Origin of the sequence: Rhizobium sp. ERR 1071 (genome assembly GCF_007828675.1) — a bacterium.
Taxonomy (GTDB): Bacteria; Pseudomonadota; Alphaproteobacteria; order Rhizobiales; family Rhizobiaceae; genus Rhizobium; species Rhizobium dioscoreae.
In genome coordinates this window covers 14196-27876 of record NZ_VITM01000019.1, presented here as the reverse complement: position 1 = coordinate 27876, position 13681 = coordinate 14196, and the positions used below count along the sequence as shown (strand labels likewise).

Below are 13681 nucleotides of genomic sequence, written 5' to 3'. Positions count from 1 at the left end.
AATCTCGCAGTAGTGAGCCCTAGCTTGCGGGCTAGGCATAGGCTAATAATCGGTCCAGCGGAAACCATAGATGTTGAACCAGGAGTGGTTCTGGCAATTGAGATTCCTTGGTATACCCGAGATCTCGGCGCGATGATGATCTGGGATCAGTTCACGATAAAGGAAGAGGGCACCCGCAAGAGCTGAGCTCTCGCGCAGCGATCGGTGGAAATTTGATCTCACTTTGATCTGATTAAGGCTGATTTCCGCCTTCTTGCGTTTGGCACGAGCCGGCGGGATTACCGTTTCAAAACGCGAGCTTGTGGAAACATCCGAAAATATTCAACGCCTATCTTACATTATATGTAGAAACGATAAGACGGATTGGGCGTCGCGTTATCCGAAAGCTCGCACATCAGTTCTCCCACGCGCCGTGCAAAGAGCAGCGTGATCGGGAAACGGGTGATCCCATCGCTGGAGTTCCAGTTCATTTTGGTCAATGCCAGGATTTCCTCCGCGCGTGCACGAATGTCAGTTTCACCGCAAGAACCGATTTCCAGAGGTGCTGGAATGTGCATTCCTGGGAATTCGTTCCACCAAGGGATATAGCCGCTCGTGAACAGATAGGAGTGACCATCTAGCGAACACAATGTGCCGCGCCATGGTTCTTCGGTTCCTTTGCGGACGACACGAAACGAGGTGTTGCGCAGCCAGATCAGGTCACAGTTGGCGACCCGATCTTTGGCAGCCGTCCGAAAGCCTCGTTCTTCTTCAGGCTGATAGTTTGTCGTCTTATGAATTACCACGCGGTCGGGCGTCACTCCGGCTCGTCGCTCATACTCTTCCAGTATCTGCTCGAGCAATTGACGCGCTTGCGCCTGGTTCAAGTAAGGTTGGCGATCACGCTTCTGGTCATGATCAATGCTCGCACCTTTGATCGCGTAAGGTTCGATATCTGTCGAATAAGCCTGCGCCACGCTGGCATAGACCAGATGCCCGCCACGCTTTTTCATGTGGTGAAAGGAAATCCCGACAAAGCAGACATTTTTCGGCAGGTCAGCAGGCCGCCACGGAATGCCCTTGGATTTATAATAGATAGAAACGGCAGCGTTCCAGACACGAGTAGCCTGACTTTGCCCCTTATCGTCTGGCCGTTCGATCGTGTCGCGTCTAACGACCTGGATTGGAACAGCCTGACCATCAGACATGATCTTTGCTTTAAGGGCACGGTAGAACGTCCGAAACAGCAAATCGTCAGCCATCGTATAGAGTGCGCTCGCTGTTTCGAGCTCGTCTGGCGAGGGCTGAAATAACGCAAGCTGATCGCTTTCTTCTTCCGCTCGCAAGAACTCCAGCGCCCGGCGTTCCTCCGGCGACAGGCCTGGGTTCATAACTCTCAAATCACCAAGTTCAGGCTTGATGCACAAGATTATGCAATCGGGGGCCTCGTCCCCGTACAAACTGCTGACTTCGTATTCGAAGAGCTCAACCAGTTCACCGAACTTCTGTCCCTTCAGCGCGTCACGAAAAAGCTGATCATATTTAGAGGAAGAAACGATCCGCCTGTGCCGCTTCTCCATGATGAATTTTGCATTCAAGGCCTTTTCTAGGCCCGGCCAATTCCGAAAACGCGCGGAATTGTTTTCCTTCGCCGGAATGAAAGTCTCAAATCGCGAGAGCCATGCAACGGCAGCGTCGATATCCTCTGAAAGGCCTACAAAGCCCAGCTTGATCTGCCGCAGACCCGTGTTATCAGATGGTCCATTCTTTGGCAGTCCCCGGCGTGGATCGATGTCGGTTTTCGCATTAGAAAACTCGATTCTGGGCTCACGCAGTACGTCGATCTTCATTTGAATCGTCATGATCCACCAGCCCTTCTTCTGTTACATCCTGGGTGTAAAAACTGCCTTCCAGCACCAGATCAGGCACGTTTTCATCACCGATATTTATCGTCTGCCCTCCTTGGGATAGGAACCGCCCCCAGAACACGAGATCGCTCTCGACATTGGTATTTCTGTCGAAGCGAATGCGGCGCGTAGCGCGGCTCGTCCGCATATATCCCGGCAACGGGGTGATGCCGTCCTGCTTCGTGAACATGTAGAACGGTTTGATCCGGACACCCCAGCCGTTACCCAGGCGTACAACTTCGTAGCCGAAACCTTCGCATTCGAACCACGGCTTCCCGTCATCGCCGCGCTTCTTGACAACATCGCGTCTGATACCCTTTCGTCGGGGTGTGTCATAAACGATGGTTCTGTTGTCTTTATTCCTGCTCTGGAAATAGGCACGTTTCGCCGGATGGCCCTTCTTCGTCTTTTCAACGACAAGGCCGTCCTTCTCGAAGGACCGAATATGCTGCTCAAAATGCTTACGTATCAGCCAAGCGATTTTCCGGTGCAGGACAATGTCAGAATCCGCCTCTGCCAGTGAGATGACTGTCGCCCCTTCCGTAAGGACATTTGCAAATAGGAGGTTGGCGATAGGGGCAGGCAAGAACGTCCACAAATCACCGCTGCGGTGCTCGTAGACGAATGTACCGGCATCATGTAGCGGAACGTCCCGCCGCAGGTCGACGCCTTCCTTAATCTTGAGGCGCGTAATCGTCTCAGGCAAAGCGGAGAACATGAGCGAGTTTATCGTATAGGTACCCACAGGGCGGGTGTCGATCGACACGGAGGCTGATCCCGCAGAAGCGCCCGGTCTGAAAAGCTTGGAGAGGAAGCCGTCCTCTCCGGGCGGGAAAGCGAATGACGCAGAGCCGCCAGCTTCGAAACAAAGATCGAGGGTGTCGGATAAACCGGTACCCGCGCGTTCCATGGCGCTGATCCCAAAAAATACATCGCATAGGGTTCTATTTCGGAGATCGCTGAACTCCGGCACGGGGGAGAACGCACCTTCGTCATTTGTCTCGAGACGATTTTTCGACTGCGCAGACATTCCGCCTGGATTGGAAAAGCACACGGCAGAGTTTCCGTCCACGTCGATTTGACTTGGCGCGACGATCTCATAGTCCCGGTGGACAATCATGTTAACCAGCATTTCGATCAAGGCCCGCTCAGGGTATGCAGCGCGCGAATAATGCTTTTGCTTGCCTTTAACCTTGATGATCGGATTGACATCTTTGCTTTCCAGCCACTCAAGCAATGCACGATATTGAGAGATCAGATTGCCTTCAAAAACGATGCGCCTTTTTCCGGAAATCGTCGACGAAATCACCGAATGCGAAAAGAAGCGTTCGGGATTTCGACCGAACAGCAGGATGCAGGCATTCGTCGGCTTTTCCGACGCATCCTTTTGCTGGGCCAATAGGCCGATCTCGCGCATCAATGGCTTGAGCTGATCTGATGTGAGACTACCGCGTTCAAGTTTCTCGCAGTACTGCCGAAGGGTGACAAGCGCCAGGTCTGCATCGACATCAGCCCATACTGCCCCTTCACATATCTGGTCATCAAAGCTCTCTCCGGCTTCGGCAACTGAAAGTGCAACGAACCGCTGGACACCGGCAAGCTCCACATTCAAATCGGCCAGGATTTCATCAAAGCCTTTGATCTCCAGCCTTTGAAAATTACTGCCCAAGCGGTCCGACAATGCCTGAACATTGGGGTGAAGCGGCTCACCTGCTCTCACACACCAAAATATACCGTGCCGGAATTTTTGACCTTCGGCTCCGAGAAGCGATGACATGATCGACGGCTCGTACCCTCGATACCCCATGACGATCAAGGGCGAGAACTCAAGGAGCGGATGCAGCTTTTCGAGGAGAACACGATCGAGGGTTTGCGTCTCATGAACCAGGTTTCGATCGGTATACTGTTCTGCCTTGCCGTGAAGCCATACAATCTGAGCCCTTGCGAAGGGATTAAATTCGTTGAAATCGTCGGGCCTGCGATTGATTTCCGCAACATGCCTTATATGAGGGTGCTTCTCTCCGAGCGCCATCGGCAGGCACAAATCGAAATTGGTGGTCATCACCGTTCCGGCAAGCCCGCGCAGGACGAGATCAGCGAGGGCGCGGTAACCTGAACCCAGCTCGCCCTTCAGGCTGACAAGCTCTAACAACAACCGCCGTCTATACGCTTCCGGCTTGAGCAAATTCTCGACTACGAGCGGAAAATTCTCGGCGAGTTGATCATCTCCGTGAATAAACCAGTCCTGCTGGTGAAGCCAACTGGTCCATTCGGAGGGTTTTATGCGCTCAGGGAGAGTCCTGCCTCCAAGCTCGCGCTCGGCATAGACCTGTTTCGCAAGACGACGAACGCTTTCAGCCGCCAAAGGAACACCGGAGGAAAATGAGGCCCCCGCCCCCAACAAAAATGTGGGGCGAGCGTCGTTGTCGGGCCTCAATAGCGAGGCAAGAATCGAAACGCTAGTTTTGTGGCTCATACAACCAGCGTAACACCTTAACGGAACAGCTCAAGAACATTAGCGGTTCGGTCGCCGTTATCCTCATTTTCTCGAAACAACCCGCTACTGCAAATCCGGCGCGGTTTGAAAGCGTCAGAGCCGAGTGGGGCTATCCGTCGGACGGAGTGCTGACGTTCTACGCGGTCTCATATTGCTTTAGTAAACCAAAAAGCGTCATGTTTTCTGCTATAACATCATGTGGGATCAAAGCGTAGCGCCATGGCTTTCCGCCGTAGCTTGCCGCATGTGTGCTCGCGTGCCGGCACCACTCGAGAGCTGTGTCACGCTTCGCCAGCACATCCGATTCAGTCATCTGATTGGAAGCCTTTGGTTCAAGCATCAAAATGCTATCATGCATTTCTGCAACGAAGTCAGGCTGGTATTCCTGAAGATCCGTTCCGCTGCGGTAGAAGAGCTGAAACTGCCCACGCGCTGGCTTGAACCACTTCTGCGCCTCGCGATCGAGAATGACCGAAAGTTTGCGCTCGGCATCCGACTGGAATTTCTGTACGGGATAGAGGCACTTCTGGAAACCGCCAAACAGATATCGCGCCATGTTGGTCTTGTCCGGGGGGGAGTGACGAAAATCGAGAGGTGCCTCGCCGGCCGCCGCCGTATACGCGCTCTTTCGGAGTTCACTGAAGCCACGTGTGACGACGACTTCGTATTCGACTGCCGTGTCCTGCCAGAAGTGCGTCTGCATCTGCGCATGCACAAAGCGGGCGATTTCTTTCTGGTGAAGGCGCAGGATCTTGCGAACGCCATCCTCCGGGTGCGTCGTCAACAGATGGTTCATCACTTGGGCTGCGAGATCATAGAGCAGATCCGCGTTCTCATCGTAAGCAACGTCATCGAAGTCGATCAGGCCGCTGACAATGTAGTCCTCAAGCCGCTGTTCATCGATATTGCCGGCGCCAAGGCCGATCCGATCCACTTGCCCGGTCCTGAGATGAGAGGCCCACAGGGTTTCGTTCGGCACTTCGTAGCGCATGCGCGATAGATCGAGCGTGAAGTGATGAAAGCCCGACTTCACCTCGCCCTTCGGCGTAACGAGTATACGGGGAATGTCGATCGTCTGCTGGACTACGAGGTTGACGGTCTTAGCAACGATCGCTGTGAGATCGGGTTGATTAGCAATTCCCTCCAGCTCCAACTGGGCGGGCCGATACTGGCTTTGTACCTCGCGCAAAACCGCTGCCTGCACCTCGGGCTTCTGTAGGTGTGCGACGCTGGGCAGGCGCGATGGCTCGGCCTCCATCTTGCGGATCACATCATAGGCGATCCGAACGACCTGCCGCTCTTCGTGCGTAAATTCGGCCGGTTCCTCCTCGAAACCATATGCCACGTTGGCCGGCGCATCGGAGTGCAGGCCGAGCTTGGCGGCGAGCTGAGGTCTGGACTCGACGGTAACCGTCTTCTGCTGCAACCCCCCTTCGGTGAGGACCACCTGTTGAAGGCGGATGGCCGAATCCGGTTTGCGCGCCTCGTCGACGATTTCCTGGAAGCGGTCATGCGCGACGATGTTCAACCGGTCGACGGCGGTGACCCCCGTCCGCCTGCCATAGGGCAGACGCAAGCCGCGCCCGATCGACTGTTCGATGAGCGTACGCGCATTGGCTGCGCGCAATGGCACGATCGTATAGAGGTTGGTGACGTCCCAGCCTTCTTTCAGCATGTTGACGTGGATGACGATCTCGGTCGGTTCTTCCGGGCTTTCGACCTTCAACAGCCGTTCGATCGTCTCTTCTTCCTTCACACTGGAATCGACCTGGATGACCTTGTCCGCATAGCGCCCCTCGAAAAAGGCATTGGACTTGACCAGCGTCATCAACTCAGCAGCGTGCGTGGTGTCGCGCGCGATCACCAGCATGAAGGGCTTGACGATCCGCTCGCCGACCTGTCGCGCATAGGTCTCCAGTTCGACCTTGACGCTTTCGTGTAGACGCACGCCGTCTTCCAGTTTGATCTGCTGCAATTGCTCCGGCGATTTGCCCGTCGCGACGAAGTTCTCGCGGGTGACGACCGCAGGCTCTTTCACAAAGCCATCAGCCATGGCGCGGCCGAGCGGATAGTCGAAGATCACGTTCTGGAACGGCACCGGACCGCGTGTCGTCTCGACGAACGGGGTAGCGGTCAGCTCAAGCCCCATCACCGGCTTCAATTCGTTGATGGCTCGCACGCCCGCCGTCGCCCGATATCGATGGGATTCGTCCATGATCAGGACGAGATCCTTCTGGGCGGCGAGATAGTCGAAATAGCTGTTCCCGATCTCTTCCTTGAAGCTACGCATGCGCGGGCTACGGCCACCGCGCACCTCGGAGTTGATCTTTGAGATATTGAAGATGTTGATGGTGACGGGGAACAGGTTGCCGCCGCTGGCGATCTGTCGCTCGAAATTGTCACCCGTCGTGATGACAGGCGGTGAAATCGCGAACTCCGCGATGCCCTTCAGGACATATTTCGGCGTGTTGGGCGTGAAGTCCGCGATCAGCTTGTTGTAGATCGTCAGGTTCGGCGCGAGCACGAAGAAGTTGTTCAGGCCATGCGCCAGATGCAGATAGGCGATGAACGCGCCCATAAGGCGAGTCTTGCCGACACCCGTCGCTAACGCGAAACATAAGCTCGGAAATTCGCGTTCGAAGTCAATGACGCTCGGAGATTCAGCCCGGATCGCCGCAAGCGCGGCTTCAAGATCGGTGCCCTTTCGCGGCGGAACCAGCTCGGTGACGCGATCGAGAATTTCGAGAGATTGCCGCTGGGGAGCGCGGAGGCTGAGACGACCGGCGATGGCGTTGACGTGACGGTTCATTGGTCGTCTCCCGCGAGATCGAACAGGCCAGGCTGGGAGGCGGAACGAGGTGTTGCTTTGTCGATAGCCTTCGTTGCTGGCGGCGCCTTGGGCAGGTTCTCGACATTGAGGCTATAGTCGTCATGACCCCATTCGCAGCGCTCGCGAATGTGGTTCGGGATCTTCTTCACCGTCAGATTGGGCCAGGTAGACGCATTGCCGCGGAAGGCGGCGCAGAGCACCAGCAGCGTTCGTCCCTCGCCGACCTCTTCGCTCAGGGCTTCCAGTTGCTCGGGCGACAGCGTCTGCGTCGTCACATAGATGAAGTCGCGCTCGGTCGAGGTGCCGTGCTGCCAGTAGACGCTATCGCTCGGGGCGTAGGTGAAGCCCTCGATCTTGCACAAAGCCTCGGCCAGCATTTCGGCATTGTAGGCCTTGGATATAACCTCGCGGCCCCACTTGTCCTTTTCGAGCAGCGACGGCGCGAGCTTGAAGTAGCGGAACCCTCCACCGCCCTGCCAGCCAGTCGCCTCGGTTATCCCACCCTTGTCCTCACCGTCGATGACCTTCCTCACGCGAGGAATTATGTGGGTGTGGCAGTGCTCGCCAAGCTCCACCATGATCCAGCGGCGCCCCATCTTGTGAGCGACCGCGCCGGTTGTGCCGGAACCGGCAAAAGAGTCTAGAACGAGGTCGGCCGGCTCTGTCGCAATTTCAACAATGCGCGAAATCAGCTTCTCTGGTTTTGGAGTTGGAAAGGGATCATCAGGATGCAACGCCTTTGCCTCGCGCTTGGCATCCTGCGTGTGTCCGACTTCATCATAAAGCCAGATTGTCTGCGGTACCGTGCCCGGACGACGAAGTTCGCCAAGGAATTTCTTCAGTCGCGGGGTACTATTCTTTCCATCCTTGCCCCAATAGATTCTGTTCTCAGCAACGTGCCTAAGGTGTGTCTCAGGCTCGAATGCCCAAACGCGAGATCGATTTGGCCAGATTTTCTCCATAGTGTTTGGATTTACAATCTCATAATATAGATTTGGCCTCTCATCAGCAGATTTTGCGCATGTATAATTATCGCTCATCCAGGGACCACGGGGATCTTTGTCGAGATTTTTATATAGCTTATCTTGCTGCTCAGTTCGCGATAATGGCCGTGGCCTCCAAAGGGATTTTTCCTTTGCATACACTAGAATATGATCATGATTCTCACTTAACCAAAGTGCGTCGTTTGAGGGGGCGTAACGTTTTTGCCAAATTGCATTTGAGACAAAGTTTGCACGGCCAAACACCTCATCACAGACTACTTTGAGATAGTGGCTTTCATTGTCATCAACAGTGATCCAAAGAGAGCCAACGTCAGAAAGTAGTCGCCTTAAGATCTCAATCCGATCGCGAATTAGTCCAAGCCAAATTGAATGCTCCAAGCCGTCGTCGTAGTGCTTGAACGCGCTGCCCGTGTTGTAGGGCGGATCGATGAAAACGCATTTCACCTTGCCTGCGAATTCATGCTCCAGCGCCTTCAGCGCGAGCAGGTTGTCGCCGAAGATCAGCCGGTTATCGAAAATGTCGTCATCGCTCACGCGATGCTTCGCGTGATAGGACTTCTCCGGGTCTTCCAGCAGAATGCGCGGCTCCAGCCGCGGCCGGTTCTCCTTGCCGACCCAGGTGAGTTCGAGTTTTTGTTTTCTGGTCATGCTTGATCCGTGGCGGCTGCGGCGATTACCGGCGCAGCCGCGCTGGCAGGAGCCTGTGGGTTCTGAGCGGCATCCAGCTCGGCCAGGCGAAGGAGGACCTTCTCGGCAAGCGGCTGCGCGTCGGTGAGATTTCGGAAGATGGCCAGAAAGCCGCGATCAACCTGCATCGCCCGGGAGGTGGCGAAGATCACCTCCGAGAGCTGATTGGTCTCCTGGGATATCTCGCGTTCCTCATCGGTGGTGAGGCCGGGCGCGGCTTTGGCGATGAGCCGTGGAAGTCGCTGCGCGACAAAAGCCATCATGAAATAGCGGCCATGGCGGAAGAACATCCTGCGGTCGTACGCAGTCTCTGCTCGTTCACTCCCGGCCAGAATGCGGTCGATGAACTGGTAGATGCGCACGAGCCGGCAAATCCGGACACCGGACAGCGACGCGGGAAAAAGCTGCGCATAAATCGCGCCATCCTGTTGCCAGAGGCGGCCGATTTCACGCTTGGCGGTTACGACGAGATCGACCGCGTTCGCACCCCGTTGACCCCTGCGCTGCCCATCCGGGATGGAGAACGAAAGACATGCCAGCGCCAGCGCCGCCTCTTCCAGGGTGAACGCGTCGTCCTGCCTGATCCGGGACTCCGCCGACGGCCGGTAATGGTATCGAATTCCGACGGCAGCAAGTTCCTGCCGGATGCGCTCTTGATTGGGATCGAGCGCAGCGAAGTCGACACCTCGTACCTGATTTTGGTAGTTCCGCGCTCGCGTGACGCGCACGGCAAAATCGTCGGCAGGATCAGGAACCTCGATGATCGTGATGTGCAGCTTCGCGTTCTCGGAGATAGCGGCTGCAAGCGACGCTGTCGTGATGGAGCCAGCGGTCTGCGCTCCGTTGACGATGGAGAAAGCCTTGAGCCCGAACACGCACCGGTCGGGTGAGCCGGGCGCGGGCGTGATGGCCGTCGTGACAGCCGTGATGCCGTTGTTCAGGTAGAAGAAATCCTCGGGGCGTCGCCGGACCGTCTCTTCGATCGCGACGTTGACACCGACCGAGCCGAGATAGTGCCGTATGTTGCGTTCGAAGAGCGCGGTTCCATGTTCGGTCACGAGCGTCGCAAGTTCCTGGCCCTTTACCAGCCCATAGACCGCCTTTCGTGGCGCGGTCACGCTCGACCATTTCTCAAGGGTGAGGCGGACGTCTACAGCCTGGTTTGCTTGCTCGGCGACCATCCAGTCATAGGTCTGGGTGATGCCGACAACGCTGGCGCTCATGCAGTCCGAAAGGCTGTTGCACTGAGCGACGAAGGCCTCGAGGTCGGCCTTTGCGTGAACGTCCAATGCTTCGCCGAGGAATGGAAGGACGAGGCAGATCTTCACGCCCGGGGTGTCCAGCGCTTCCTCTATTTCGTCCAGACGATTCCTGACCGCCGCATTGAATCCGTCGAAGCGCCGTTCCATGAGCGCCTTGGTACCGTTGATGAACTTGAGCGTTTCCGCTTGATTGGGCCCTGTGCCCTGCGGGTTTTCGGCGTTGTTCGGCCGTTTGTACTTGGACTGAACCACAATCAGTCGCTGACCAGCCCGATCAAAATGAAGCGCGTCGACGCCGCCGTCATCTCCCCCGTCGACCAGCGCACCTGCGGCAACCGCCTCGGAGATTCCGCACGCCCCGCAGAGTGCATAGGCAGCCAGTGAACGTGAGCATCGATCAACATCGTGCTGCTCCGGCGTCCATCGTTGCGCGCGCTCCGGCACGAGTGGAAAGAACCGGCGCCGGAGCACAGCTTCGATGTGAGCGATTTTCTCCGCGGCACTGGGCATGGCTCACCCCAACGTCCAACGGATGGTGAACAGAGGCGCGACCTCGACCTTCTGTTCGAGCTTGGACTCGATTTGGGCGATCAGCTCATCCCGCTGTCTGTCAATCTGGTCTTGTGCGTCGAAGAGGGAACGACGCTTCTGATTCCGCGTCGCCTCGAGCGTCTTGATCTGCTTCTGACCTGCAAGCTTCTCTTCCAATGTCAGAGCAGTCGTGGCCGCTCGACGGGCCTCCTTGATGAGCCTGTCGATTTCCTTGATTTCGCGCTCCAACCCAACCTTGAGGTCATCCGCCCAGCCATCCAGCTTGTCGGCTTCGGCCTCAAAGAACCGCGCGTTGCGCTCCGATACGCCACGACGGATCAGCGCCTGAGCTTCGCTCAAGGACTTTTCAATACGGCTTATGGCGTCGGGGTCCGGCATGACGTCTTGCTGTCGTGTGCCGTGGATCGTCATCAGGCGATCGCAGATCTCCCGTGTCAGCACATGCCCTTCATCGGTGATTCCCGATAGAAGGATGTGGTCCTCCGCCTCATCAAGAGCCTCAACCGTCGTCAAGGACGCGACCAGCCAGCCGGCCTTCCCGACGAAGGGTTCCAGAATGCTGATCTTGCCGGCGTGGTTGGCATAGTCGAAATGCACCTCGGCTGGGGCGAGGTCGCGCGCCTTAGCGCGGGCGACAACGGCCTCGCCGAGGGGATGGTTGAGCCGGTAGGTGTGCGCCTCGCCAGAACGTCGTGGCAACTCGTAGAGCCCTGGCGGGATCGCCGCGCCGTTCGCCCATCGCGGCCGAGCCGGCAAGGTGAAGGACGAGCTGTTGTGGAACGTTGCCTGACCATCCAACTCGTGGCAGGTCAGGCGCATCAACCATTGCTCATAGCGATCGAGATGAACCTTCGCGTCCTCATCTCGCACGCGTAGCTTCTCCCGCACTTCGTCGTCGAACTTTTCGAGGAGCTTCTGGCGCGTCTGGCTCATCGCCGTATCGATTTCGAGGCTGAGCTCCAGCTGCAGTTGATCGAACGCTGCCCGGATTTGCTCTGGTTGGCGGCACTCCTGATAGATGCCTGCGATCCGCTTTTCGAAATCGACGCCGGACTCGATCGCGCCCAAGACTTCGTCGCTGGCGCCGAAAACACCCTCGAACAGCCTAAACTTCTCGGACAGAAGCTGATAGACTCGCTGATCCGCTTCATTTTTGCGATTTATGAAGTTGACGACGACAACATCATGCTTTTGGCCATAACGGTGGCAACGGCCAATCCGCTGCTCCACCCGTTGCGGGTTCCAAGGCAGGTCGTAATTCACCACAAGCGAGCAGAATTGCAGGTTGATGCCTTCGGCACCGGCTTCCGTCGCGATCATGATTTGACCTTCCTCACGGAAGTAGTCGACCAGTGCGGACCTCATGTCTGCGGATCGTGATCCAGTGACCCGATCCGATCCTTCGTGCTTCTCGATCCAACGCGCATAGATCTCACGCGATAACGGATCTGTGTTGGTTCCGTTGAAGAGGACGATGCCACCAGCGTAAGCGGTACTGGAAAGAATCCTTTGGAGGTACTCCTGGGTTCGCCTTGACTCGGTGAAGATAATAGCCTTCTCAGCACCACCAAGCTCGCGAGCCTTCGCGAAGGCAATGTCCAATGCCTTCAAAAGAGCGTTGCCTTTGGCGTTGTGCTCGATCGACGTCGCTAGCTTTGAGAATGATTCGAGATCAGCGATCTCCGCCTCAATTGCTCTACGGTCCGCGTCGGCAAGCGGTTCTCCGCCCCCATCATCGAGCCATTCATCTGCGGTCGCATCGAGCGCCTCGAAGTCTTCTGACAGCTCCTCGTCCAACGGCGTTACAACCGGATGCGCAGCGAGTTTCGCTTTCAGCCTTTGCGATATTGAGTTCAGTGCTCCCGCAATAGCAAACGTTGACGAAGCCAGTAGCTTGCGAAGGACAAGCGTCATCAGCGACCGCTGCCCTGAGGGCAGCGCCTGCAAATTGTCACGCTGCAGATAGGCGGAAACAAGCTCATAAAGGCGGTCTTCGCCGTTCTCGGGTGTGAACTCTTCCACTAAGGGTAAGCGACGGGTGTAGGGGATGTAGGCCGTCACCTGGCGCCGCAGTGTGCGGTGGCAGATTGGTTTGAGGCGCTCCTTCAACGCATCAAGATTCCGCTTATCGCCTGGGTTCGCGAACCGCTCACGAAAGCTCTTCACGTCGCCAAAGGCGTGCTCGTCGATGAAACTGACGAGGCCGTACAACTCAAGCAGCGAATTCTGAAGCGGCGTGGCGGTCAGGAGCAGCTTATTCTTCTGAGCAAGGGCATTTTTTAAAGTGTTGGCGATAACATTTGAGGGCTTATAGACGTTCCTCAGTCGATGAGCCTCATCAATTACAACCAGATCCCACGGAACCCGATGTACATCCAATGCCTTGGAGCGCGCGAATTGATACGAGCAAATGACGACTGCATTTTCGACTTCAAAAGGCTGGAAAGCGCCAGCGCGAATAGACTGGTTATAGGACTTTGATTCGAGAATCACGCACGGAAGTGAAAACTTCTCACCGAGTTCCTGGTGCCACTGCTTACGCAAGTTCGAAGGTGCTATGATTAGAATGCGCTGCCGTCTCTCAGCCCACCGTTGCGCAATTACTAATCCCGCTTCGATCGTTTTCCCAAGGCCCACTTCATCGGCAAGCAGAGCGCCTTTCGATAACGGCGAGGCGAAAGCAAACAACGCAGCGTCAACCTGATGCGGATTGAGATCGATCTGTGCGCCAGCCACTGCTCCAGCGAGACGCTCAAAGCTATCTGGCGCGCACCGTTTGGTCAATTCATGTCCAATGTACTTGGCCTGGTAGTCAGTTATCATGCGACCTCCTGGCCTGAATTCTCTTAGGAGGAGGTTTTTTCAACTCCTTTGTTGCTGCTCTGAGAATGGCGGATTCGCTCCCTTTCAACGTCCGGTGGTTTATCTTCTTTTCCCAGCGCTTTCAATCAGTCAGGGTCATC

The 13681-nt window shown here is 56.2% G+C and carries 6 protein-coding genes; all 6 read right to left on the bottom strand.

Annotated elements, in window-relative coordinates:
• Positions 1-338 precede the first annotated feature (338 nt).
• A complete protein-coding gene (locus FBZ99_RS31510; RefSeq protein ID WP_145637020.1) occupies positions 339-1841 on the bottom strand; it encodes an argonaute/piwi family protein in 1503 nt (500 codons plus the stop codon).
• The gene (locus tag FBZ99_RS31505) at positions 1807-4362 is read right to left on the bottom strand and encodes a hypothetical protein (RefSeq protein WP_145637017.1); all 2556 of its coding nucleotides are present in this window, start codon (positions 4360-4362) and stop codon (positions 1807-1809) included. The genes FBZ99_RS31510 and FBZ99_RS31505 overlap by 35 nt, the downstream gene beginning before the upstream one ends.
• 157 nt (positions 4363-4519) lie before the next feature.
• Positions 4520-7192 (bottom strand): DEAD/DEAH box helicase, encoded by a 2673-nt coding sequence (locus FBZ99_RS31500; RefSeq protein ID WP_145637014.1) that lies wholly within the window; start codon positions 7190-7192, stop codon positions 4520-4522.
• Entirely contained in the window at positions 7189-8865 is a 1677-nt protein-coding gene (locus tag FBZ99_RS31495; RefSeq protein ID WP_145637011.1) for a site-specific DNA-methyltransferase, read from the bottom strand. The genes FBZ99_RS31500 and FBZ99_RS31495 overlap by 4 nt, the downstream gene beginning before the upstream one ends.
• Positions 8862-10676, bottom strand: coding sequence for an AIPR family protein (locus tag FBZ99_RS31490; protein ID WP_145637008.1), 1815 nt, complete (start codon positions 10674-10676; stop codon positions 8862-8864). The genes FBZ99_RS31495 and FBZ99_RS31490 overlap by 4 nt, the downstream gene beginning before the upstream one ends.
• 3 nt (positions 10677-10679) lie before the next feature.
• Positions 10680-13541: an SNF2-related protein gene (locus tag FBZ99_RS31485; protein WP_145637005.1), complete on the bottom strand. Its 2862-nt coding sequence runs from the start codon at positions 13539-13541 to the stop codon at positions 10680-10682.
• Positions 13542-13681: the final 140 nt, after the last annotated feature.